The organism is Variovorax sp. P1_H2, assembly GCF_056405295.1.
In genome coordinates, this window is record NZ_JBFUCJ010000044.1 from 25,365 (window position 1) to 49,885 (window position 24,521).

Consider the following 24,521-nt stretch of genomic DNA (forward strand, 5'->3'; position numbering starts at 1 on the left):
CAGCCTCAGGTTCCCAGCATCGGATTGCGCCGCGCCTCGTCGCGCCGGCGGTCTGCCCGCACCGCGTCGCAGCGCGGATGGCGGTTGTAGGCGGGTTGGTCGCAATGCGCGGCTTCGCAGCGTGCGGCAGCGAAGAAATTGAGGTTCCGGCAACCCTGGCGCGGATCGACGGCGGCGGCGCGCGGCGGCGCGACCGGAGCGATCGGCGCGATTGGCGCGATCGGCGCGATGGGCGCGATTGGCGCGATTGGCGCGATGGGCGCGATTGGCGCGATCATCGCCGGGGCGGTCGACGTGGCCGGAGCGGGTGCCGGCCGGCGCTGGAGCGGCGCCCCGGGCGTCGCCGGCGTCGGCGCGGGTGCCTGTGCGACTCCCTCCGAGGGCATCCTGGGCGGGGTGGCCGCCACCGCTGTCTCGCCGGCCCCCAGCGATGAACCGAGCGGGACCGTCTCGGACGGGCTCGGCGCTTCGGGCGGCTGCCGGGGCTGCGGCGGCGTGACGGCAACCGGCGCCGCGCCGGGCGTGGGTGCGGGCAGCTTCCGGGTCACGTAGCCGAACCAGCCGCCGAAGGCCAGGGCCACGGCGAGCATCAGCGCGCCAAGTCCGACCCAGAACCGGCGTGGCGCATTCTGCGGCCCCATGTCGGAGGGATTGCTCGCGGCGCGCAACGCCGCCGCGGCCGACCGCCTGCCTCGCAGGCCGTCCAGCAGCGAGGGACCGGTGGCCGTGAAGCCGGGCAACTTGCGGGCACAGCCATGGCAGAACATCGCGGCGTCGCGATTTTCGGTTTGGCAGACGGGACAGATCACCGGCATCGAAGCTCCTCGGGCATCAGAATGCAAACCTGCACTTTCCATTCCCGGCATCGCGATGTCTGCCAGTCGCCACCTACTTCGAGCGGCCGTAGACTGGCACGCCCGTGCCCCTGTATTTCACGCCGGATTCTCGCCATGAATCGAAGCACTGTCTCCATTCTCTCGATGAGCCTGGCGCTGGCCTTCGCCATGCCGGCGGAGTACGAGGACCAGGGCGGCAAGTTCGGCATCGACATCGCGAAGGGCGACGACAGCGTCGAGGTCAAGGTCACGGGCGTGTCGGCGCACGGCTCGCGGCCCGAGGAGGGCGTCAACCCGCTGCCGCGGCTGGCGCTGTTCCTGCAGGAGTCCGGCGTGGTGACGGCGGGCAACCATTACACCAAGGCCGTGCGCTACCTGGTCGACCTGTACGGCACGGGCTACCTCGGCGAGAAGATGGGCGTCGGCTACCAGGACGACTTCATGGGCCCGCTGACGATGTCGCCGAACCTGATCCGCGAGAAGGACGGCAAGCTCGAGGTGACTGCCAACGTGCGCATGCCGCGCGGCAACACGCCGGAGAAACTCACCACCGCCATCAAGGACAAGGTCAACGACTGGGCGGCGGCGAGCCAGGCCCGGATCGAGATCGACTACCAGCAGGGCGACTGGATGGCGCGCGACCCGAAGGGCGCCTGGCTCGCGACCTTGCTCAACATCTTCGGCGACACGACCGGCCTCGAAGCGAAGCCGGTGCCGACCGCGGGCAGCACCACCGCCAAGCTGATGCCGAACGCGATCAACTTCGGACCGGCCATGCCCGGCAAGAAGTACACGGCGCACAACGCGAAGGAATACAAGGAACTCGCCGACCTCGATGCCGACATGCAGATGTTCACCGAGATGCTGGTGCGGATCGGGAATCTGAAGACGATGCAGTAGGCGCTCGAGGGCGCGGCACCCGCGCCCTCAGATCTCGCGCCCCAGCCCCTGCGCCCGCAGCACGCCCTTGAGGCGCCGCACCTCGTGCTCCAGGTCGAGGATCAGCGCCGCGGCCTCGAGCCCGACGCCGAAGTCGCGCTCGAGCCGCCGGGCTTCGAGCGCGCTTTGCAGGTCGCTGCCATGAAAGCGCCAGTCGTCCGGCCGTTCGGCCGGTGTCCGCGATTCGATGATGCCGACCTCGACCAGCTGGACCACCCATTCGATCTGCGCACCGCAGGCATGCGCGAGTTCGATGGCGGCCAGGGGGTGCAAGGCGCTCAGGGTCGTGATGGAAACGGAGGAAGTCATGATCGTCAAACTCCGAGATGGCGGCGCGGATCGAAGGGTGCGGCCTGCGCGAGTTGCTCGTAGGCCTTGCGCGCGGCGTCGGTGTCGGCCGGCGGCAAGGCGATCTCCAGCAGCAGGTACAGATGGCCCGGTGGCTTTCCTGGCAGGCCGCGCTCCTTCAGCCGCAGCTTGAGTCCATTGCGCGCCTTGGGCGGCACCGTGACCTCGACCACGCCACCGCCCGGTGTCGGCACCTTGACCTGCGCGCCGAGCGCGCCTTCGGTCGGCGTGATCGGCAGCGTCATGTAGAGATCGCGATCTTCGACGCGGTAGAGCTTGTGCGGCGCGATGCGGACTTCGAGGTACAGGTCGCCGGCCGGCTCGCCGCCATGGCCCGGCATGCCCTGGCCTGCGAGCCGGATGTACTGGCCCGGATGCACGCCGGGCGGGATCTTCACGCTCAGCGTCCGGGTCTTGAACTCGGGTTGGCCCTGGGCGTCGAATTCCTGCGAGCGCAGCGTGATCTCGCGCTCGGCGCCATTGATTGCGTCTTCCAGCGCGATCTCGATGGCGGCGTGGTGATCCTCGCCGCGGGCGCGGTAGTTGCGCCGTTCGGCGCCACGCCGCTCGGCGGCGCCGAACAGCGAGGAGAAGAACTCGCTGAACTCCGCATGGTCGGCCGGCCCCTGGTTCGGTCCGCGGTGGAACTCGAAGCCCTCGTCCCAGTTCGGCGGCGGCCGGAAGCTGCCGTCGGGACTGCCGCCGCGCGCCACGTGGTCGGCCAGCTGGTCGTAGGCGGCGCGCTTCTCCTTGTCGCGCAACACGTCGTTGGCTTCGTTGATCTCGCGCATGCGCTGGTCGGCGTCGGACTCCTTGCTGACGTCGGGATGGTACTTGCGCGCCAGCTTGCGGTAGGCCTTTCGGACCTCCTCCTCCGAGGCCCCACGCTGCAGGCCGAGCGTCTTGTAGTAGTCCTTGAAGTCCATGGTGATCCGTGAAGATTGTTCAGGCGATGGCGCCGCCGCCGTCGACTTGCTGCAGCAGCGCCTTGACGCGCCAGGCGATGCCGTCCCGCTCGAAGCGCAGCGGCTGCGCGTTGCCGAGCAGGTCCATGTCGATCGGCACGCCGAGCAGCGCCGCCAGCACGTAGAGCGAGCCGCCGTGTGCCACCACCAGCACCGGCCCCGGCTGGGCCAGCGCCAGGTCGAGCGCGGCGCGCTTGCGATCGACGAATTCCGGCAGGGTCTCGCCGCCCTCGGGCGCGCAGGCCCAGTCGATGTTGGCCGACGAGGTTCCGATCAGCGCGCCGAAGTGGCGCTCGCGCAAGCCCTCGTGCACCAGCGGCGCAATGCCGTGCGGYGCCGCCACCGTGTGCGCGGTGGTCAGTGCCCGATGTACGTTGCTGCTGACGATGCTGCGGATCGGCTCGCCGGCCAGCAGCTCGGCGGCGCGCGCCGCCTGCTGCAGGCCCAGGGCGCTGAGGGGCTCGTCGGTGGCCTGGAAGATGCGGCGCGCATTGCATTCGGTCTGGCCATGGCGCAGGAAATAGAAGTGCTCGCAGGCCGGCGAGAGCGGCCGCGCTGCGGCCAGGGTGGCGAGTTGGAGCAGGCCGGGATTCATCGATTCGGTTCTCGGATCGCAAAGGTTAGAGCAGCCATTCGAACGGCAGCACTTCGAGCAAGTTGATCCACGAGCGCTTGAGGGCGCCGGACCCGGGCTCGGTGGTGTAGCGCGTCTCGCCCTCCGGGCCGCGCTCGATCCATTCCAGGCCGTTTCGGTCGGCCTGCAACCGCACTTCGAAGGCCTTGCCCGGGATCACGGTGTCGAGCTGCCGGGCCAGATGGCCCGACAGCTGCGGGCTGTCGATGATCACGCCCATCTCGGTGTTGAGCCGGGCGGATCGCGGATCGAGGTTGAAGGAGCCGACGAAGATGCGCTCGCGGTCGACCCCGAAGGTCTTGGCGTGCAGGCTGGACGCTGAACTGCCGGCGCTTCCGCTTCCCGGCAGACCGCGCGATCGGTCCGCGTCCCCGGCCCTGTCCTTGTCGGGCGGCGGCACCGCGTCGCCGGGCTTCAGCTCGTAGACCCGCACGCCGCCCTCGAGCAGTTGCTTGCGGTACTTGCTGTAGCCGGCATGGACCGCGCTGACATCGGTGGCCGCCAGCGAGTTGGTCAGCACGCGCACCTGGATGCCCGAACTGGCCATCGCCACCAGCGACTTCGTGCCGTCCTTGCCCGGCACGAAGTAGGGCGAGACCAGGTCCAGCTCGCGCTTCGGATCACCGAAGGCGGCGACCAGTAGCGGCATCATCTGGAGGTCGCTGCGGTCGGTCGATTCGAGCACCTTGGCAGGGTTGTCGTGGACGACGTGCGCCGTGGTCCATTCGAGCGTGAGGTGGCCGTCGTCGATTTCGCGCACCAGCGGGGTCTGGCGCACCGCCTCGAGGTAGCGCTGGGCCTGCGGGTCGCGCCGCACCTGGTCCCAGCTCGACTGCAGGCCGGCCCTGGCGTCCGGGTCCGGCGGCTCCAGCACGCTCGCGGCCGGATAGGCCGAGGCGCTGTTCCAGAACAGGTCGAAGGCGCTCGAGACCTCGCGCACCACGGGCCCGACCGCCACCACGTCGAGGTCCTGGAAGCCGAGTTCCATGTTGGCGCCGAAGTACTCGTCGCCGATGTTGCGGCCGCCGACGATCGACAACTGGTTGTCGGCCGTGAAGGACTTGTTGTGCATGCGCCGGTTGATGCGCGAGAAGTCGAATACGAAGTCGCCGGCCCGGAAGCGCCGGTTCGCGAACGGGTTGAAGAGCCGGACCTCGATGTTGGGATGGGCGTCGAGCGCGGCCAGCATCGGGTCGAGTCCGCCGGTGTTGGCATCGTCGAGCAGCACGCGCACGCGCACGCCACGCTCGGCCGCGTCCCACAGCGCCTGCCACATGAGCTTTCCGGTGATGTCGTTGCGCCAGATGTAGTACTGCAGGTCGAGACTGCGATCGGCACGGCGCGCGAGCAGGATGCGGGCGGCGAAGGCGTCTTCCGCGGCGGGCAGCGCACGGATGCCGGACTTGTCCGGGTGCGCCGACACCGCGGGGCCGAAGGCCTTGGCCAGGCGGGTGTCGGCGGTGTTGACGACGGCCTGCGATTCGGTCCGCTCGACCTTGGCGGGCAGGCTGGAGCAAGCCGCGACAAGCCAGCCGAGGAGGACGGCGACGAGGACGCGGGATGCGAAGGGGAACACGGCGCGTTGTTCTGGCGGTGACTGTGCGGACATTCTAGGCAGGCCGGGGTCGACCCCGGCGGCCTCCATCGGCACGGGTGACGCCGTGTCGTGCTGGCCTCGAATCGAAAAGCTCGGTTTCATGTCAGTTGCTCCACCGCGCCTGGCGTGACGCACGACGCGTGAATCCGGCGCAGCCAAATGCCAGGGATACCGCGGAACCGGCTTTGCCGGGCCGCCGGTATCGCCCCCCTGAGGGGGAGGCGCCGCAGGCGCTTCGGGGGTTCATTTCAGTGGCTCCACCGCGCGGTGCGCGACCCACGACCCATGAAACCGGCGCAGTCCGATACCAGGGATACCGCGGAACCGGCTTTGCCGGGCCGCCGGTATCGCCCCCCTGGAGGGGGGAGGCGCCGCAGGCGCTTCGGGGGGTGTTTCATGTCAGAGCTTGGGAATGTGCAGCGTCTTGCTGATCATCAAGGTGCCCGAGAGCCCGAACAGCAGGGCGAGGGGATGCAGCAGCCAGGGACCGAGGGCCCAGGCCCCACCCCAGACCGCATCGCCGATACGGCCCTGCCAGGCGGCCAGCGCCAGCACGCCGACCAGCACCACGCTGGTCGGGATCGGTGTGCCCTCGAAATACTTGACCTTGTCGGCGCCCTCCGAGAGCGCCTCGGCCGTGACGTTGTAGCGCGCCAGCCGGCTGACGCCGCAGCAGACGAAGTAGATCAGCAGCAGGCAGTCCCAGCCGCCGTCGAGGCCGGCCGCGAAGGCCAGCGTTGCAGGCAGCACGCCGAAGGAGATGACGTCGGCCAGCGAGTCGAGTTCGCGACCCAGCGCCGAATGGGTCTGGCGCCAGCGTGCGATGCGGCCGTCGAAGACGTCGAAGACGAAGGCGGCGGGCGCCAGCGCCGCGGCCCAGAGGAAATGGGCCAGCGCCTGGCTGCGCATGTAGGCCATCGCCAGGAAGATGGCGCCGACCCCGCAGGCCGCATTGCCGAGCGTGAACGCATCGGCCAGGTGGAAGCCGCGAATCATCGAGAAATGCTTGTGCGGGCGGGCGGAGGGCGAAGTGGGCATGCGGGCTTCCTGTGGGAACTGCGGCTGCACCTTAGCGCATCTGCGGGACGGTGAGCGTAGCCGCATTCTGATGCCGACGGCCCCGGCCCTGCCCGGGGGCCGAGGCCTGGCAGGGCCTCAGTAGGCGAGTTGCAGCGGGCCGCCTTCTCGCTGGGCCTCGATGTCGGCACGGTGGAAGGGCAGCGGGTGCCATTTCTTGGCCGAGAAGAGCGGCAATTGGTCGTAGGAGCGCGGCGAGGCCGGATTGCTGCTCTGGCCGTAGGTCAGCAGGCCCTGCGCCACCGGTCCCCGCTCGTCGAAGCCCACGGTCTGGATGTAGCTGCTGCCGTAGTTGATGTTGTAGCCCTTCGGATCGATGGTCGGCTGGCCCTGGCTCTCGACCTTGTTGAGCACGCCTTCGAACTCGTCCCCACCCGGGATCGTGACCTTCTGGCCTCGCACCATGCGGTACTGCGCCTCGGCCAGCGGCGCGTCGGGCGCGAAACCGGCCACGCGCACGATGCCGACCGCGTCGCCGAGCGCCTTGAAGACCGCGTCGCGCGTGGCGGGCGTGGCCATGTCGAGGCCGGCCGGCGTGACCACCGGACGCGCCGGGTCGAAAGGCACGCGCCAGACCTTCGGCACGTCCTTGGCCTTGCGCCAGAACTCGCGGAACAGCGGCGCGCCCTTCGAGTTGCTGTTGCTGGTGCGGTCCCAGGCCGCGAGCACGCGGCAGCCCTGCGCCGGGTCCGGCGTCAGCGTCGCGGCCTGGGCGCTGCAGGCGGCGGCGAGGTCGTCCATCACCAGCATGCCGGCCAGGTTCTTGTCGCGGAAGATCACGCTGCGCAGTTCGGCGCCGCCCATCTTGTTGCCGGGCAGGCCGTCGCTGCCGGCCAGCCGGCCCTCGATTTGCATGATGCCGCTGCGGGTGCGCAGCCGCTGCGTCGTCCCGGTGAAGCCGACCAGCGGCGAGATGCCGGCCGGCGCCGCGATGCCCGGGTTGCTGAGCCAGAAGCTGTCGTTGCTGTTCTGCACCCAGTCCGGCGTGACGATCACCGGCATGCGCGCCGGCGGGATCGCGCCGGGCATGGCGGCCGCGCTGTCGCGGTTCCAGGCGCAGGCCGAGCGCGAGCCGTCGAGTACCGGCAGGCCGGCGGCGGCGAGCAGCGCTGCGGCGGCCGGCGACGGGGCGCAGGACTTGAGCAGTTCGGCCGACACGTCGGGCACCACCGACAAGTCGGCATACATCGCGTTGCCCTCGCGATCGGCGGCGAGGGTGTTGATCCACGGAATGCCCTGGTTGCCCATCGCGGCGCGCAGCTCGGCCACGTTGCGTGCCAGCGCCATCTGCATCCAGCTCTGGGCCGAGCGCGTGTTGAGCGTGTTGACGTCGCGGATCGCGTAGGCCCTGGTGTCGGTCCAGGCCAGGCCGGCCCGGGGCATGGAAATGACCGGGCCCCATTCGGTGCTGTAGAAGGTCTTCTGCGCCGGCGCGCCGCCCGGTGCGGCGGCCGCGGGCAGGACGATGGTCTTGGCGCTCATCTTGCGCCGCTGGCCGTCGACGATGTAGACCGTCGGGTCGGCCGGATCCAGTTTCAGCTCGTACAGCGTGAAGCGCTTGCCGGTGGAGACCGTGTGGGTCCAGGCCACGTCTTTGGTGAAGCCGATCGACACCACCGGGCTCAGGCCGCCGGTGGCGCCCATGACGTCGAGCTTTCCGGGGATCGTGAGGTGCAGCTGCCAGAAGCGGTTGGTGCCGGTCCACGGGAAGTGCGGATTGCCGAGCAGCAGCCCGCGGCCGTCGGGCGTGGCGTTGCGGCCGAAGGCCCAGCCGTTGGAGCCGAACTCGCCGCCTTCCGGATTGGCGTTGAAGCTGTGGCGCGCGATCTCCGCCACGGCCTGGGGCAGGTCGACCTCGGCGGCGGAAGTCTTGCTTCCCGCTGCCGGCGGCGCGGCGGCGAGCACTGCGGCGGCCAGCGCCCCGATGCCGCCCTGGATCATCGACATTTCGGTGGTGCGCGCCAGGTCGGCCTGGATCATCGGGCGCACCCAGGGCTGGCCGCGGCAAGCTTCGGGCAGGCCGTTCGGGCCCACGTCCTGGAGGTAGCGGTTGTAGCCGGCGACGTAGCCGCGCAGCGAGGCGCGCACGTCGGGGCCGAGGTCGGCGGCGGCACGCGCGAGCGCCGCATCGTCCATGTGCGAGCGCACGAAGAGATCGATTTCGGCATTCTTCGCGCGGCCCAGGCCGAGCTCGCCCATGCCGTCCGCGCCGAGGAACTGCGAGCGTTCGCCGCGCACGGTCAGCAGGTGCTGGGCGGTCTGGCAGACGTTGTCCTGCGCATGGGCATAGCCGGCGCCGTAGGCGACGCCCTCGTAGTCGGGGGCCGTGATGTGGGCGATGCCGTAGGTGGTGCGTTCGATCGTCACGCTGCGGCTGCCGGGTGCGGGCGCGCTGGCGCAGCCGGCCAGCAGGGCGGCCAGCGCGAGGGCCAGGGCGCTCGGGGCACCCAGCGGACTGTGGATCAGAGTCATGTTCGAGGCTTCGGAGTGGAAACGAGCCGTCGATTACAGGGGTGCAGGCCCCGGCCTGCGAAGGGTGCTAACCCGAGGGCGCTGTCGCCAAGGCGTCGTGCGCCTCGGCGATCTGCGCGAAGCGGCCGAGCAGCCGGGCCGCGGCCGCGGTCTCGCCCACCCGCTCGCGCAGGGCTGCCGGATCGAGGCCCTGGCGGCGCAGGTCGTCGCCCAGATGGTCGACATAGCCGCGCATGACCTCGGCATCGAACTCGGGATGGAACTGCAGGCCCCAGGCCTTGTCGCCGATGCGGAAGGCCTGGGTCGGCTCGAAGGCATTGCCGGCGAGCCGGACCGCGCCTTCGGGCAGCCGCAACGCGCTCTGCCGATGCACCACGTGGGCCTCGAAGCGTGCGGGCAGGCCGTGCATCAGCGCGTCGCCGGCGGCTTCGGGGCGGAGTTCGACCTCGACGGTGCCGATCTCCAGGCCGTCCGGATGGTCGCCGGCCTCGCCGCCGAGCGCGTCGGCCAGCAGCTGGTGTCCGAAGCAGATGCCGAGCACCGGCGTGCCACGGGCGACCAGCTGCGCGAGCCAGGCGCCGGTGGCTTCGCTCCAGGCTTCGCGGTGCGAGACCATCGCGTGCGAGCCGGTCACGATGGCGCCCGAGATCCGGGCGGGCCCGGGCAGCGTGTCGCCGCGGCGCGGGTCGAGCACGACGACCGGCAGCCGCGTGTCGCCGAGGCCCGCTGCCATCCAGTGCTCGAAGTCGCCGCGCTGTTCACGCAGGGCGTCGAAGGTCTCGCCGACCTTGATGATCGCGAGGGGGCGGGGAGGGATGTCTTCCATCCCGTGGATGATGCCGCAAACGGGCCGGACGACGCTTTCAGCGGGCCGCCGAACCGTGTTCGGCTCAATGCTCCTTCAGCGCCTCGATGACGGCCGGCACGCGCAGCGCGACCGCGGCCAACAGCGCCTGCCGCTGCGGCGCCTCGCGCCAGCGCGCTCGCGTGCCGACCTCCCATTCCGGGTGGCTGCGCGCGGGCTGCGCCGCCCGTACCAGGTCCGCCAGCGCCTGCCGGGCGGCCGCCACCGGCTCCCCGGAGCCGGCCGCGATGCGGTCGATCGCGGCATGGCCGCGCTGCTCGAGCGCCCGCAGCAACGCGATCTGCCAGGCCGCGAGCACGAACAGCACGCGGTCTTCGACCGTCAGTTCATGCACGTCGCGCAGCTTGTTGACCAGCTTGCGGCCCAGCGGCCCGAGGCCCTGCGACACCGCGCCGCCGATGGCGCCGCCGAGCGCCGCACCGGCGCCGAGCGAGAGGCCGGCCAGCGCGAGGTCGGCCACCACGCCGACCGCGGCCCCCACCGCCACGCCCTTGCCGAGCAGGATGCCGGCATCCTTCAGGGCCTCGGGATGGAAGAAATCCATGGCCCAGCGGCCTTCCAGCAGCGGCAGCGCGGCTTCGTCGGCATCGCCTTCGCGAAAGCCGTAGAGCGCCAGCAGGTCGTCGGCGCAGCGCTGCGCCTTGTCGAACACGGCCTGCTGCAAGGCGGAGATCGATCGCTGCCGGGTCGGCGCGTCTGCGAAGTCGGCGGCCGGCACGGTGCGCCGCATCGACGCGGCGTCGACCAGCAGCTCGGCGACGCGCATGCCCGCCGCCTGGCGGCGCTGCGCGAATTCCTCCTCGAGGAAGACCGCCACGCGATCGAGCCGTGCCCGCCGGTCGCGCAGCAGGGTGGCGAGGTCGCGATAGAGCTCGCGCTCGGCGCCGACGAAGGGCGCTGCCGCATCGAAGCGCACCACCACGTGCAGTCCATAGGCCGACAACAACTCTTTCCATGCGGCCTCGCGGCTGGCCGCATCGCGGACGAAATTGAGCACCGGCAGCAGCGGCCGCGCGCAGGCGTTCAGCAGCTCGATCTCGGCGCGGAACTTGGGCAGCACGGGTTCTCGCGCATCGATCACGAGGAACGCGGCTTCGACCTCGAGCAGCGCGCGCAGCACCTTCGCCTCCTGCTCGAAGACGCCATGCGCCTCGGGGCCCTGCAGGAACCGGCGGATGCGCTCGGGCGGCATCGCGGCCTTGTCGAGGCCATCGATGTGTTCGCGCAGCGCGACCGCGTCCTCGAGCCCCGGCGTGTCGAGGAAGCGAACCGCCGGCGCGCCGTCGACCTGCAGGTCGACGGCCTCGACGTGGCGCGTGGTGCCGGGGCGCTCCGAGACCTCGCCGAAGTTCACGCGCCGCGTCAGCGTGCGCAGCAGCGAGGTCTTGCCGGCGTTGGCATGGCCGACCACGGCGATGCGGATCGGGGCCGTCATGCCCAGCCGTGCAACACGGCCTCCGCTGCGTCGCCGGCGCCGAGTTCCTGGAGGCCGACATCGGCCAGCCAGGCCTGCCAGCGCAGCCGGGCCGCGGCATCCGCCGGGCCGCCGAGCAGCCACAGCCGGCATTCGCCGCACAGGGCCATCACCTCGCGCAGGAAGCGCTCCGTGCCGCGGTCGGGGCTGGACGCGGCGCGGCAGCCGACCACTGCGCGCCGCGGCCGCACGCGGGCCAGGGTGTCGAGCAGTTCGCGCCGCTGGGCCGCGCTGCCGTCGATGCGCAGCGCTTGCGCGGTCGCGATGTCGAGCCGGGCCGGGGGCCACGGCTGTTCCGGCGGCAGCTCGAACCCGATGGCGATCAGGGTGTCGGTGGTGTTGCCGGCCGACAGGTGCGACGGCGTGCCGCGAGGGATGCGGCCGGGATCGGCATCGACGATCTGCCGCGGCTCCAGCGCTTCGAAGCGTGCCAGCAGCCGTTGGAATCCGGGCTCGGAAAGATCGGGCTGCAGGCCCTTCCTGCGCAGGGCCCAGACGGCCGCGCTCAGCAGCGCGAAGGCCAGGCGCGGCAGCAGCCCGTAGACCACGATGCAGCCCGTGAGCCACAGCCCCCAGGCGCGCTGGCCCGAAGCCGCCGCCAGCGGCGACAGCACAGCCTGCGCGTCAGGCACCGGGAAGCCCAGCCAGGCCGGCGCCTGCCCGAGCGCCTGCACGCTGCGCACGAAGAAGGCGGGGTCGAGGATGGTGGTTTCCCAGTTCAGCGTGTAGCTGCGGAAGGCCAGCGCGAACAACAGTGCCGCGAGCACCGTCGCGAAGGACAGCGTCCAGATCGCATGGCTCACGAAGCCCAGCGCCCAGGGCAGCAGCCGGGCGCGCGCCAGCAGCCGCGTGGTGGCGCGCAGCAGCACCGGCGCCTGGCCGCGCCGGCCGCCGGCGACGCGGGCCGTGAGGCTCAGCCAGAGCCAGCCGAAGGAGGCCGGGAAGGCGCCGAGCGGCAGCGCCAGCCCGAGCAGCCACAGCAGCAGGGTGAGGAGGTGCAGCCCCAGCAGGCTGGCCAGCGCGACCACGACGTTGATCTGCCGCTGGCCGCCRCCGAGCACGTTGCCCGCCAGCGAAAGCCCGGCGATCACGATCAGCGCGACCAGGCCCAGCAGCACCCACGGCGCCCAGGCACGCGCCCGCGCCAGCTCGGCCTGCAGCCCGATGCGCTGCCCCAGCAGGCGTGCGCGTTCGAGGATGCGTCCGGCGGCATCGCCATGATGGCTCATGGCCTGCCGCATCGCTTGCGCATCGTCGAGCGGCCCTGCCTCTTCGACCAGCTTCACCGACTCGGTGATGACCGCGTCCTGGAACGAAGAGGGCGGCGGCGCGACGGGATTCAACGGCTTCCTTCACAACGGGGCATGGCGCCGGCGCACCGGCGTGGAGCGCGAAATTATGCCCGGCGAAGCCGCGCCGGCGGCCCACGAAAAACGGGGCCGCAAGCGACCCCGGCGGGCCCTCTCGCAGAGGGCGGAAGAAAAGAGGAACAGCCGCGGTCAGCGCAGGCCGAAGAAGGAGAGCACAGCGACCACGACCACGACCAGACCGACGATGTAAATGATGGAATTCATGGTGGAAATCCTCTTTGTTGAAGATGAATCCAATGTGGCAGCACGCGGTGGATCCGATGTCGGCGGCCGTCACGGCCCACTGTAGGACGCGCGAGTCAGACCGTCGACGGTTCCCGCAGGGCGCCGCTTTCTTCGTCGTCGCCATCTTCGTCCCCGTCACCGAGGAAGCCCCCGCTCTGGTGCGCCCAGAGCCGGGCGTAGAGGCCGCCCCTGGCCAGCAGCGCCTTGTGGTCGCCTTCCTCGACCACGCGGCCGTTGTCGAGCACGATCAGCCGGTCCATCGCCGCGATGGTGGAGAGGCGGTGCGCGATCGCGATCACGGTCTTGCCTTCCATCAGGCGGTACAGGCTGGCCTGGATTGCGGCCTCGACCTCGGAATCGAGCGCGCTGGTGGCTTCGTCGAGCAGCAGGATCGGCGCGTCTTTCAGCATCACGCGGGCGATCGCGATGCGCTGGCGCTGGCCGCCCGACAGCTTCACGCCGCGCTCGCCCACGTGCGCCTGGTAGCCGCGCCGGCCATTCGCATCGCCCAGCGTCTGGATGAAGTCGTGCGCCTCGGCGCGGTCGGCGGCGGCGCGGATCGCGGCCTCGCCGGCATCGGGCCGGCCGTAGGCGATGTTGTCGGCCACCGAGCGATGCATCAGCGAGGTGTCCTGCGTCACCATGCCGATGTGCGCGCGCAGGCTGTCCTGCGTGACGTGGGCGATGTCCTGGCCGTCGATCAGGATGCGGCCGCTTTCCAGGTCGTGGAAGCGCAGCAGCAGGTTCACCAAGGTCGACTTGCCGGCACCCGAGCGGCCGACCAGTCCGATCTTCTCGCCGGGCCTGACGGTGAGGCTCAGGTCGTCGATCACGCGGCGGCCGGCCTTGCCGTAGCGGAAGCTCGCATGCGCGAAGCGCACTTCGCCGCGCGGGACGTCGAGGGTCTTCGCGTCGGCGGCGTCGAGCACCGTGCGTGGCCGCGACAGCGTGTTCATGCCGTCCTGCACCGTGCCGATGTTCTCGAACAGGCTGGTCATCTCCCACATGATCCAGTGCGACATGCCCTGCAGCCGCAAGGCCATCGCAGTGGCGGCGGCCACCGCGCCGACGCCGACCGCGCCCTGCGACCAGAGCCACAGCGCCATGCCCGCCATGCCGGCGGTCAGGCCCATGCTCAGCGTATGGTTGACGATCTCGAAGGCGCTCACGAGCCGCATCTGGGCATAGCCGGTGCCCATGAACTCCTTCATGGCCGAGCGCGCGAAGCCGGCCTCGCGCTGGGTGTGCGAGAACAGCTTGACGGTGGCGATGTTGGTGTAGGCGTCGGTCACGCGCCCGGTCATCGAGGCGCGTGCGTCGGCCTGCGCCTTGCCCACTTTGCCGAGGCGCGGCACGAAGAAGACCAGCGAGCCGATGTAGAGCGCCAGCCAGACCAGGAAGGGCAGCATCAGCTGGCGGTCGAGCACCGCCGCCAGCACGATCATGGTGGCGACGTAGACGACCATCGCGACCAGCACGTCGGCCAGCACGAAGATCGTCTCGCGCACCGCCAGCGCGGTCTGCATGACCTTGGCCGTGATGCGGCCGGCGAACTCGTCCTGGTAGAAGGCCATGCTCTGGCCGAGCATCAGGCGGTGGAAGTTCCAGCGCAGCCGCATCGGCAGGTTCACCGCCAGCGTCTGGTGCTTGACGATGGTCTGCAGCGCCACCACGCCGATGCTCGCGGCCAGCGCGAAGCCGAGCCACATCAGCGTGGTGCCGCGCTCTTCCCAGAGGCGCGCGGGAACCTGGCCGCCGAGCCAGTCGACGATGCGTCCGAGCATCGCGAACAGCAGCGCCTCGAAGGCCGACATCGCGGCCGTCAGCAGCGCCATCGCGGCGATCTTGCCGCGCAGGCCACGGGTGCAGGCCCACAGGAAGGCGAGGAGGCCGCGCGGCGGCAGTTCGGGTTCGGCGGCGGGATAGGCGGGAAGAAGTTTTTCGAAGTAGCGAAACAAGGCGGACGGTCTCCAATGAGGCGTCACTGTAGCGGCGGGCAAGCGACTGCGCACGCCAGGGGGCTTGCGCCGCGACGTTTCGTGGGGGCTACTCGGACGCGCCCAGGCGCTGGCCGACGAAGTCGATGAAGCTGCGCAGCTTGGGCGCCATGTACTGCCGGCTGGTGTAGACCGCGAACAGGGTCACCGCCGGTGCCTTGTAGTCCGGCACCAGCCGCAGCAGCCGGCCCTGCGCGAGGTCGTCATCGATCAGCCACTCAGGCAGGAAGGACATGCCGATGCCCGAGCGCACCGCATGCAGGGTCAGCGTGGTGTCGTCCGACTTCATCACCGGCCGCAGCCGCAGCGGCGCCTGGCGGCCCTTGCCGTCCTTGAGCGCCAGGCCCTCGATGCGCACGTAGCTCGGCACGATGGCGTCGAGCTTCGCCAGGTCGGCGGGCACGGCCGGCATGCCGGCGCGTTCGATGCAGGCGGGCGACGCCACCAGGTGGAACTGCAGCGTGCACAGCGGCCGTGCGATCAGGGCCGGCGAGAGTTCCTGCGCGGCCCGCAGCGCGAGGTCGTAGCCGTCGGCCGCGAGGTCGACCTTGCGGTTCTCCAGGTGCATGTCGACCAGCACCTCGGGACAGCGTTCCCGGTAGCCGGCCAGCACGGCAGCGAAGCGCGGGGTGGCGCACCACACGGGCGCGCTGACCTTGAGCTGGCCGCGCGGCACCTCGTTCTTCTGGCCGATCGCGTTCTCGGCGGCGTCGAGCAGGTCGAGCGCGCGGCGGCTCTGCTCGTACCAGGCCTGGCCGGCCTCGGTCAGGCTCAGGTGCCGGCTGGATCGATGCAGCAGGCGGGCGCCCAGCGATTTCTCGAGTTGCGCCACATGCTTGCTGGCCATCGGCGCCGAGATTGCGAGGCGCCCGGCGGCGGCGGCGAAACTGCCCGATTCCACCACCTCCCTGAAGACCCGAAGACTGGTCAGGCGGTCCATCGATGATTTCCTCCTGGGAAACGAATCGATGAATCCTAGCCTATCGATTTCTCTGTGGGAAATCCTTAGACTGGCGCTCAAGGAGCATTCCATGCGCACCACTTCGACACTGCCCACCTATTTCATCTCGCACGGCGGCGGCCCCTGGYCCTGGATGAAGAAGGAGATGGGCCATGCCTACGACCGCCTCGAAGCCGCGCTGGCCGACATGCCGCGCCAGATCGGCCGCACGCCGGCTGCGATCCTCATGGTGTCGGCGCATTGGGAGGAGCCCGCCTTCACCGTGATGGGCAACCCGCGCCCGCCGATGATCTACGACTATGGCGGCTTCCCTGCCCACACCTACCAGATCCACTACGACGCGCCCGGTTCCCCCGAGCTGGCGCGCCGCGTGCAGTCGCTGGTCGACGCGGCCGGCCTGCCCGCTGCACTCGACGCCGAGCGCGGCTTCGACCACGGCACCTTTTCGCCGATGGCCGCGATCTACCCGCAGGCCGAGGTGCCGGTGGTGCAGCTGTCGCTGCGGCGCGGACTCGATCCGGCGGAGCACATCGCGCTGGGCCGTGCGATTGCGCCGTTGCGCGACGAGAACGTGCTGATCGTCGGCAGCGGCCTGAGCTATCACAACCTGCGCAACTTCGGTCCGCAGGCGCGCGATGTGTCGAAGGCCTTCGACGACTGGCTCGATGCGGCCATGGTTCGCAGCACGCCGCCGCAACGGGTCGAGCATCTGCTGCAATGGTCGGCGGCACCCGCGGCCCGGATCGCGCACCCGCGCGAGGAGCACCTGATCCCGTTGATGGTCGCGGTCGGTGCGGCAGAAGGCGAAGCGGGCGAGCGCATCTACCACGAGGATGCGTTCATGGGCGGGATCTCGGTGTCGAGCTTCCGCTTCGGGAAAGCGGCGGCCTGAACGCCGGGGTGGCAGGCGGCACAATCGGCCGGTGCCCTATTTCTCGACCTTCGATCCGCGGGCGGAAGCCGATGCGCTCGCGTTGATCGCGCGCATCGACGCGCTGTCCACCTCTCACGACGCCGAACACGACGGCGTGCGCGTGCGCTGGCGCTGCTTTGGCAGCGACGACACGCACCCGCCATTGGTGCTGCTGCACGGCGGCCATGGCAGCTGGATGCACTGGCTGCGCAATGTCGAGGCGCTGTCGGCCTCGCACACGCTGTGGCTGCCCGACATGCCGGGCTTCAACGAATCCGACGCACCGTCGAAGCCGGCGGCCGGCCAGGCCGCGGTCGACCCGTTGCTCGAGGCGCTCTCCGGAACGCTCGACAGCCTGATCGGCGCGCAGACGGACATCGACCTCGGCGGCTTCTCGTTCGGCGGCCTGGTCGCGGCCAAGTTCGGCCAGCGCCGCGGGCATATCCGGCGCCTGGCCCTGGTGGGCAGCGGCGGCCACGGCACGCTGCGGCGCATGACGGTGGAGATGATCAACTGGCGCGCCGCCGAGGACCGCGACCAGGAGCGCGGTGCGCTGCTGCACAACCTGGCCGCCCTGATGCTGCACGACAAGGCGGCCATCGATGCGCTGGCCTTCGCGATCCACGACATCTCCTGCCACGGCACGCGCTTTCGCAGCAAGGAGGTCTCGCAGTCCGGCGGGCTGCAGGCCGCGCTCGATGCGATCGGTGGGCCGCAATTGCTGCTCTGGGGCGAGCACGACGTGACGGCCGATTCGCGGCCCCTGGTGGCACAACTCGTCGCCGGTCATCCTGAGCGCAAAGGCGTGGTGATCGACGGCGCCGGGCATTGGGCTCAGTTCGAGCGGGCGGATGCGTTCAACGCGGCGCTGCTGAGCTTCCTGGATTGAAGAGGCTCAAAGAGGCAGCGAAGCCGCGTTGCGCCGCCAGAACTCGGCGTCCGGAAACGTACCCGCACCGGCCGCCGCGTTGTCCGCCATGTGCTCGGGCCGGCTGGTACCGGGAATGGTGCAGGTCACGGCCGGGTGGCTCAGCACGAACTTGAGCAGCACCTGGGCCCAACTCGTACAGCCGATCTCGGCGGCCCAGGCCGGCAGGGGCTTGTCGCGCAGTCGCCGCAGCAATCCGCCGCCACCGAAAGGCAGGTTGACGATCACCGCCACGCCGCGCTCGGCGGCCAGCGGCAGCAGGCGCCGGGCCGCTTCGCGCTCATCGATCGAGTAGTTGATCTGCAGGAAGTCGAGCTTCTCGGCGCGCAGCACCGCCTCGACCTCGGCATAGGCCGAGGCCGTGTAGTGCGTGATGCCGATGGTGCGCACGCGGCCCTGGTCCTTCCAACCGCGCAAGGTCTTGAGGTGGGTGCGCCAGTCGACCAGGTTGTGCACCTGCATCAGGTCGATGCGATCGGTGCGCAGGCGCTGGAAGGACTGCTCCATTTGGGCGATGCCGGCGTCGCGGCCGGAGGTCCAGACCTTGGTGGCGAGGAAGGCTTTGGCGCGCTGGTTGGCGGCGGCCAGCAGGTCGCCGGTCACGGCCTCGGAGCGGCCATACATCGGCGAGCTGTCGAGTACCGTGCCGCCGGCGGCGAACAGTGCATCGAGAACGCCGGGCAGGCGCTGGTATTCGGCGCTGCCGGCAACGACGTCGAAGCCGATCCAGGTGCCGCAGCCGACCACGGGAAGGGCTTCGCGCGTGGCGGGGATGGGGCGGGTGTTCATGCGTCGGACTCCCGGGGACTGGGCGGCGGCGGGTCGCGGCAAGGCGGCGGAAAGCGAGAGCGCTGCGGCCAGGCGAAGCAACTCGCCGCGGGTGAGGGTGGGCGAAGAAGGCACTCGGAATATGTACTCCATCGGCGCCAGGCGCGCTGGGGTGTCTGCTTTCCCCCGTACTTACAAAAATCTTCCACGATGGCTGAATACTGTATAAAAATACAGTCATCAATTCATCATGGGCCTCCCTTCCCTCGACTCTTTTTCCTCCTCCGCGCGCCACGGGATGTGGCGCGCGGACGAGCTCAGCCTGGCCGACGCGCAGGTCATCGGCACCGGCCATGCCGCGCTCGACGCCCAACTGCCCGGCGGCGGCTGGCCGGTCGGGGCGATGACCGAGTTGCTGCAGTCCGCCCCCGAGGCGCATGCGTGGCAGTTGCTGCTGCCCGCACTGGCCCGGGCCGTGCAGGGCGGCACCGGTCCGGTCGCGCTGATCGGCGCACCTCACGAACCTTTCGGGCCTTCGCTGGCGGCTGGCGGCCTGCCGGTCGAATCGCTGCTGTGGATCCGCAGCGAGGCCTCGGCCGCGCGGCTCTGGGCCTGCGAGCAGGCGTTGCGCTGCGCCGACGTCGCCGCCGTGCTGGCCTGGCTGCCGCAGGCGCGGGTGGGCGAATTGCGGCGGCTGCAACTGGCGGCGGCCCAGCACGAATCGCTGCTGTTCGTCTTTCGGCCCGCATCCGTGGCGGCCTCCACCTCGCCGGCACGCCTGCGGCTGCAACTGGTGGCCGGCGAGCACGACCGCACGCAGATCGATGTCCACATCCTCAAGCGCCGCGGTCCGCCGCTGGCTTCGCCGATCCGGCTGCCGGCACGCAGCCAGCGCATGACGGCGCTGCTCGCCGCGAGCCAGTTGCGGCGCAAGCTGCTGCGGCAGCAGGAGGGCGCCGCGCAAGAGGGCCAAGGCGCCACGGTGGTGCGCCTCGACTTCCAGCAGAGAGCCGGCCATGCACTGGATCGCATTGCGGTGGCAGCCTGACCCGCAAGCCGAGGCGCTTCCTCCGTCCCCCGAAGCACTCGGCTGGTGGGCCCTGCAGTTCACGCCGCGCGTCGCCTGGGTCGACGAAGCGCTGCTGCTCGAGGTGTCGGCCTGCGAGCGCCTGTGGGGCGGCCGGCTCGGCTTGATGCGCCAGATCGCGAACCTCAATCCGGCGGCGCCGCAGCGCCTGCGGCAGGCGCAGGGCGCGACCAGCCTGGTCGCACTCGCGCGGCTGCGGATGTTTGCGCGCGGCCAGCAGCCACCGGCCGATCTGCCCGCGGGCCTGCCGCTCGACACGCTGAGCGCCGCGCGCGAGCACCTCGACGTGCTGGCGCACCTGGGCTGCCGCAGCTGGGGCGACGTGGCGGCGCTGCCGCGCGGCGGCCTCGTGCGCCGCTTCGGCAAGGAACTGCGCGCGGCACTCGATGCGGCCTGGGGCTTGCGGCCCGAAAGCCATCGCTGGCTCACGCTGCCCGAGGTGTTCGAGCAGAAGCTCGAACTGCCCGCGCTGGCCGAGGGCGCCAGCGAGCTCATGTGGTCGGCCAACCGCCTGCTCGCGGCGCTGCAGATCTGGCTGCGCGCACGGCAGCGCGGTGCGGTGGCGCTCGAGCTGCAATGGACGCTCGACCTCAAGCGCTTCAACGGCGTCGACCTGCCACCGCACCAGCAGATCGTGGTGCGCACGGCAGAGCCGACCCAGGACATGGTGCACCTGCGCCGCCTGATGGCCGAGAAACTCGCGCTCGCCACGCTGGCCGCGCCCGCGAGCTGGCTGCGCCTGCGCACCCTCGACACCACGCCCTGGGCCGGTGCCAGCACCAGCTTCCTGCCCGAGGACAACCGCAAGGGCGACAAGCTGCACGAACTGGTCGAGCGGCTCAGCGCGCGGCTCGGTCCGCAGCAGGTGCTGCGCGCGGTGGCACAGGCCGATCACCGGCCGGAGCGCCGCCAGGCCTGGGAGCCGGCGCTGCGCACGGCGGGCAAGGCCGTGGCGGCGTCATCGCCGTCCCCGGCCGACGCGATCTATCCGGCCTGGCTGCTGTCCAAACCCCTGCGCCTCGAGATGGACGGCGAGCGTCCCTGCTACCGCGGACTGCTGCGCAAGCTGATCGGACCCCAGCGGGTCGAGGCCGGCTGGTGGGGCGGCGTGGGGGAGGGCGGACAGCCCGCGGTGCGCGACTACTACGTCGCCGAGAGTCCCGAAGCCGGCCTGGTCTGGATCTTCCGCGAGCGCCCGAGCGCCTGCTTTTCAGAGGGCGAGGTGTGCTGGTACCTGCAAGGCCTCTATGCCTGACATGTGGCTCGCCCCCAGGTYGCCCGACACGAAGTGCGGGCAACCTGGGGGCGAGCCATGATGTATGCCGAACTGCATAGCGTCACCAACTTCAGCTTCCAGCGCGGCGCCTCCACGCCGGAGGAACTGGTCGAGCGCGCCTACCACCTCGGCTATGCGGCGCTCGCGATCACCGACGAGTGCTCGGTGGCCGGCGTGGTGCGGGCCTATGTGGGCTTGCGCGAGCTGCCCGCCAAGCTCGACGCCTACGAGCGTGAGCATCCCGAGGAGCAGCCGATTCCGCGCCACCCGGATTTCCGGCTGCTGTTCGGCAGCGAGTTCCGCTTCGAGCGCTTCCGGCTGGTGGTCATCGCCAACGACACCGAAGGCTGGGGCAACCTCTGCGAATTCATCACCGCGGCGCGCAACACCGAGTTGCCCAAGGGCGAGTACCGCGTGAGCTGGGAAGGCAGCGACGTGGCCTCGCTGCGGCACTGCCAGATTCTCTTCGTGCCGGATCGCAAGCCCGGCGAGACGGTCGACGCCGATGCGCTGCACGACGACCTGATGGCCGCCAAGGCGTTGTTCGACGGCAATCTCTGGCTGGCCCTGGAACTGCTCAACGAACTCGACGACGACCTCTGGTTCGTCGCGCTGGTCGAGGCGGGCCGGCGTGCCGGCGTGCCGCTGGTGGCGGCCGGCGACGTCCACATGCATTCGCGCAAGCGCAAGCCGCTGCACGACGTGCTGACCGCGGTGCGCGAAGGCAAGACCGTGGCCGAATGCGGCTTTGCATTGCAGTCCAACGCCGAGCGCTATCTGCGGCCGCGCGTGCGGCTGGCCGGGCTCTATGCGCACGGCATGCTCGCGAACACCCTCGAAGTGGCCGATCGCTGCCGCTTCGATCCCCGGGTGATCCGAGAGAACTACAAGTACCCGCTCGAAAGCGTGGGCATCGACGAGACACCGGCGCAGACGCTGGCGCGAAAGACCTGGGAAGGGGCGCTCAAGAGATACCCGCTCGAAAGATTCGCCTCGGGCATTCCCGAGAGGGTGTGCCGTCAGGTCCAGCACGAGCTCGCGCTGATCCACGAACTCGAGTACGAAATGTTCTTCCTCACGGTCGAGGACATCGTGCGCTTCGCCCGCTCTCGAAATATCCTTTGCCAGGGCCGCGGCTCCTCGGCCAACTCGGCGGTCTGCTACTGCCTCGGCATCACCGCGATCCCGCCCGAAAAAGGCACCCTGCTGTTCGAGCGCTTCCTGAGCCGCCATCGCCAGGAGCCGCCCGACATCGATGTCGACTTCGAGCACCAGCGGCGCGAAGAGGTTATCCAGTACATCTACGAGAAGTACGGTCGCGAACGCGCCGCCATCGCCGCGGTCGTGATCTGCTATCGCTCGCGCAGTGCGTTGCGCGACGTCGGCAAGGCGCTCGGCATCGATGCCCGGCTGGTCGACGAATTCGCCAAGGACCACTACTGGTTCGACGAGACCGTGCTCGGCGAGCAGTTGCAGGCGGCGGCCGAGCGCGCCGGCGTGCAGGAGGACGCGCTCAAGCTGCAGCAGTGGATCGATCTCAGCTGCGCCCTCAAGGGCTTCCCGCGCCACCTGAGCCAGCACGTCGGCGGCTTCGTGCTGACCCACACCCGGCTCACGCGGCTGGTGCCGGTCGAGAAGGCCTCGATGAAGGACCGCTCGGTCATCCAGTGGGAGAAGGACGACCTCGAGGCGATCGGCATGCTCAAGGTCGACGTGCTCGCGCTCGGCATGCTGAGCGCCATCCGTCGCGGGCTTGACCTGATGAATCGCTGGCGCGGAACGACGCTGGAGATGCACCAGGTGCCGAACGACGATCCAAAGGTGTTCGAGATGATCTGCGACGCCGACACCGTCGGTGTGTTCCAGATCGAGAGCCGGGCCCAGATGTCGATGCTGCCGCGCCTCAAGCCCCGCACCTATGAAGACCTGGTGATCGAGGTCGCGATCGTCCGACCCGGGCCGATCCAGGGCGGCATGGTGCATCCCTATTTGAAGCAGCGCGAGCGAGTGAGCAAGGGGCTGCCGATCCATTACGAGAAGGAAGAGCTGAGGCCTGCGCTGGAGCGCACGCTGGGCGTGCCGATCTTCCAGGAGCAGGTGATGCAGATCGCGATGATCGCGGCCGAATTCACGGCCGACGAGGCCGATCAATTGCGGCGGGCCATGGCCGCCTGGAAGCGCAAGGGCGGCCTCGAGAAATTCCACAGGAAGCTCGTGGACGGAATGGTTCATAGAGATTACCCGCCCGCCTTCGCCGAAGCGATCTTCAAGCAGATTCTCGGCTTCGGCGACTACGGCTTTCCCGAAAGCCATGCGGCCAGCTTCGCGCTGCTGGTCTGCGTCAGCGCCTGGCTCAAGCGCCACGAGCCCGCCTGCTTCCTGGCCGCGCTGCTCGATGCCCAGCCGATGGGCTTCTACAGCCCTTCGCAGCTGGTGCAGGATGCGCGCCGCCATGGCGTCGAGGTGCGGCCGGTCGATGTCACGGCCAGCGACATGGACAGCACGATCGAAGCGCGCGCCCCCGATGCGCCGCGTGCGCCGCCCGGCACCGATGCGCGCCATGCCGAACGGCTGGGCAACGCGAACCAGCCGGCCGTGCGCCTGGGCCTGAAACGCGTCGGCAGCCTCAGCAAGGCCGGCGCCGAGCGCTTGCTCGAGGCGCGCGCCCAGGCGCCATTCACCAGCACCGAGGACCTGGCACTGCGCGCCGAGCTCGACGCCAGGGACATGGCGGCGCTGGCCGCGGCCGATGCCCTGATGTCGCTCTCGGGCCATCGCCGGCAGCAGGTGTGGGATGCGACCGCGCAGCGCCGGGCACCGGCCTTGCTCAAGGGCGTGCCGATCGACGAGCCTGCGCTGCGATTGCCCGCGGCGTCCGAAGGCGAGGAGATCGTCGGCGACTACGCCTCGCTCGGCCTCACGCTGCGCCGCCATCCGCTGGCGCTGCTGCGTTCGCGGCTGGCGCGCATGCAACTCATGAGCGCGGAGCAGCTGCGCCCGCTGCCCAGCGGCCGGACCGTGCGGGCCTGCGGCATCGTCAAGGGCCGCCAGCGGCCGCAGACCGCCAACGGCACGATCTTCGTCACGCTCGAGGACGAGACCGGCAACGTCAACGTGATCGTCTGGAGCCACGTGGTCGAGGCCTGGCGCGAGCCGCTGCTCAAGTCGCAGCTGCTGGCGGTGCAGGGCACCTGGCAGCGCGACGTCGACAGCGGCGGCGAGGTGCGCCACCTGGTGGCGACCGGCTTCAGGGACCTCACGCCGCTGCTGGGACGGCTGGCGCAGAGCAACACGAGCCGTGACTTCCACTGACATCCGGGGTCGCGTCCGGCGCTGTCCCAGGCCGCGATATTCATGCGCAGGAAGCATCAATATGCGGCGCCGATTTCATCGGGGGAAGAGGCGTTGCGGACATAGCATCGATGCACGGAGTGCAATGATGATCGCGAACATTCAAGGCCCGGAATTCGATGCCATCGGCGAGTTTTTCCAGCGCAGCGTCGAGCACAGGTACCGCGACTGGGACCTGTGCGCCAACCTCGCCCATTGGGCCAGCGTGGCGGCGGGTGTCGCGATGATGGTGGCCGCCGGATTGGATCTGTTCTAGCAGAGCCGTGGGGTTTCGTCATCGAAGCGCTTTTCGCTAACCTGTCGCCATGACCGCATCCGCCTTGCAGCGCGCCGGCGCCGGCACGCCCATCGGGCCGCCGCCGCCGGCACCCGACCTCCCGACGCCGCCCTCGACGTCGCCGCCGCCCGCGCCCGTGGTGGACCCGCCACCGTCGGACC

At 70.2% G+C, this 24,521-nt stretch carries 19 protein-coding genes and 1 pseudogene; 7 read left to right on the forward strand and 13 right to left on the reverse strand.

Annotated features, from left to right (window positions below; genetic code table 11):
- Positions 1–5: 5 nt before the first annotated feature.
- A complete protein-coding gene (locus AC1D2E_RS16890; protein WP_478198444.1) occupies positions 6–815 on the reverse strand; it encodes a hypothetical protein in 810 nt (269 codons plus the stop codon).
- 195 nt (positions 816–1,010) lie between these two features.
- Between AC1D2E_RS16890 and AC1D2E_RS16895 the strand changes: the two are divergent.
- Positions 1,011–1,736 (forward strand): annotated as a pseudogene (locus tag AC1D2E_RS16895) (peptidase dimerization domain-containing protein); the annotation flags it as partial.
- A gap of 27 nt (positions 1,737–1,763) precedes the next feature.
- Here AC1D2E_RS16895 and AC1D2E_RS16900 read toward each other — a convergent pair.
- The 11 genes from AC1D2E_RS16900 to AC1D2E_RS16950 all read right to left on the reverse strand — a co-directional run bounded on the left by AC1D2E_RS16900 (position 1,764) and on the right by AC1D2E_RS16950 (position 15,739).
- The gene (locus AC1D2E_RS16900; RefSeq protein WP_478198445.1) at positions 1,764–2,084 is read right to left on the reverse strand and encodes a chaperone modulator CbpM; all 321 of its coding nucleotides are present in this window, start codon (positions 2,082–2,084) and stop codon (positions 1,764–1,766) included.
- A gap of 5 nt (positions 2,085–2,089) precedes the next feature.
- The gene (locus tag AC1D2E_RS16905; RefSeq protein WP_478198446.1) at positions 2,090–3,049 is read right to left on the reverse strand and encodes a DnaJ C-terminal domain-containing protein; all 960 of its coding nucleotides are present in this window, start codon (positions 3,047–3,049) and stop codon (positions 2,090–2,092) included.
- Positions 3,050–3,068: 19 nt separating this feature from the next.
- Positions 3,069–3,683, reverse strand: a complete 615-nt coding sequence (locus AC1D2E_RS16910) for a histidine phosphatase family protein (protein ID WP_478198447.1) — start codon at positions 3,681–3,683, stop codon at positions 3,069–3,071.
- A gap of 25 nt (positions 3,684–3,708) precedes the next feature.
- On the reverse strand, positions 3,709–5,421 hold the full coding sequence (locus AC1D2E_RS16915; protein WP_478198448.1) for a phospholipase D family protein: 1,713 nt from the start codon (positions 5,419–5,421) through the stop codon (positions 3,709–3,711).
- 297 nt (positions 5,422–5,718) lie between these two features.
- The gene (locus AC1D2E_RS16920) at positions 5,719–6,357 is read right to left on the reverse strand and encodes a CDP-alcohol phosphatidyltransferase family protein (protein WP_478198449.1); all 639 of its coding nucleotides are present in this window, start codon (positions 6,355–6,357) and stop codon (positions 5,719–5,721) included.
- Between the two features lie 117 nt (positions 6,358–6,474).
- A complete protein-coding gene (locus tag AC1D2E_RS16925; RefSeq protein WP_478198450.1) occupies positions 6,475–8,868 on the reverse strand; it encodes a penicillin acylase family protein in 2,394 nt (797 codons plus the stop codon).
- 67 nt (positions 8,869–8,935) lie between these two features.
- Positions 8,936–9,694 (reverse strand): glutamine amidotransferase, encoded by a 759-nt coding sequence (locus tag AC1D2E_RS16930; RefSeq protein ID WP_478198451.1) that lies wholly within the window; start codon positions 9,692–9,694, stop codon positions 8,936–8,938.
- 64 nt (positions 9,695–9,758) lie between these two features.
- Entirely contained in the window at positions 9,759–11,168 is a 1,410-nt protein-coding gene (locus AC1D2E_RS16935) for a GTPase/DUF3482 domain-containing protein (protein WP_478198452.1), read from the reverse strand.
- Complete coding sequence (locus tag AC1D2E_RS16940) at positions 11,165–12,550, reverse strand: DUF2868 domain-containing protein (RefSeq protein WP_478198453.1); 1,386 nt, start codon at positions 12,548–12,550, stop codon at positions 11,165–11,167. Before AC1D2E_RS16940 ends, AC1D2E_RS16935 begins: the two co-directional genes overlap by 4 nt.
- A 326-nt stretch (positions 12,551–12,876) precedes the next feature.
- Complete coding sequence (locus AC1D2E_RS16945; RefSeq protein WP_478198454.1) at positions 12,877–14,760, reverse strand: ABC transporter ATP-binding protein; 1,884 nt, start codon at positions 14,758–14,760, stop codon at positions 12,877–12,879.
- Positions 14,761–14,848: 88 nt separating this feature from the next.
- Entirely contained in the window at positions 14,849–15,739 is an 891-nt protein-coding gene (locus AC1D2E_RS16950; RefSeq protein ID WP_478198455.1) for a LysR family transcriptional regulator, read from the reverse strand.
- Between the two features lie 91 nt (positions 15,740–15,830).
- Here AC1D2E_RS16950 and AC1D2E_RS16955 point away from each other — a divergent pair, with 91 nt between their 5' ends.
- Both AC1D2E_RS16955 and AC1D2E_RS16960 read left to right on the forward strand, forming a co-directional pair.
- A complete protein-coding gene (locus AC1D2E_RS16955; RefSeq protein ID WP_478198456.1) occupies positions 15,831–16,652 on the forward strand; it encodes a DODA-type extradiol aromatic ring-opening family dioxygenase in 822 nt (273 codons plus the stop codon).
- A 31-nt stretch (positions 16,653–16,683) separates the two neighbouring features.
- Positions 16,684–17,562 (forward strand): alpha/beta fold hydrolase, encoded by an 879-nt coding sequence (locus tag AC1D2E_RS16960; protein WP_478198457.1) that lies wholly within the window; start codon positions 16,684–16,686, stop codon positions 17,560–17,562.
- A gap of 6 nt (positions 17,563–17,568) precedes the next feature.
- Here AC1D2E_RS16960 and AC1D2E_RS16965 read toward each other — a convergent pair whose 3' ends face one another.
- On the reverse strand, positions 17,569–18,522 hold the full coding sequence (locus tag AC1D2E_RS16965; RefSeq protein WP_478198458.1) for an aldo/keto reductase: 954 nt from the start codon (positions 18,520–18,522) through the stop codon (positions 17,569–17,571).
- Positions 18,523–18,619: 97 nt separating this feature from the next.
- On the opposite strand from AC1D2E_RS16965, the gene imuA reads away from it, so the two are divergent.
- From imuA to AC1D2E_RS16985, 4 genes are all read left to right on the forward strand, one after another.
- Positions 18,620–19,417: a translesion DNA synthesis-associated protein ImuA gene (gene imuA / locus AC1D2E_RS16970; RefSeq protein ID WP_478198459.1), complete on the forward strand. Its 798-nt coding sequence runs from the start codon at positions 18,620–18,622 to the stop codon at positions 19,415–19,417.
- The gene (locus tag AC1D2E_RS16975; RefSeq protein WP_478198460.1) at positions 19,386–20,711 is read left to right on the forward strand and encodes a DNA polymerase Y subunit UmuC family protein; all 1,326 of its coding nucleotides are present in this window, start codon (positions 19,386–19,388) and stop codon (positions 20,709–20,711) included. The genes imuA and AC1D2E_RS16975 overlap by 32 nt, the downstream gene beginning before the upstream one ends.
- A gap of 57 nt (positions 20,712–20,768) precedes the next feature.
- A complete protein-coding gene (locus tag AC1D2E_RS16980; RefSeq protein ID WP_478198461.1) occupies positions 20,769–24,044 on the forward strand; it encodes an error-prone DNA polymerase in 3,276 nt (1,091 codons plus the stop codon).
- 124 nt (positions 24,045–24,168) lie between these two features.
- On the forward strand, positions 24,169–24,339 hold the full coding sequence (locus AC1D2E_RS16985; protein ID WP_478198462.1) for a hypothetical protein: 171 nt from the start codon (positions 24,169–24,171) through the stop codon (positions 24,337–24,339).
- Positions 24,340–24,521 lie beyond the last annotated feature (182 nt).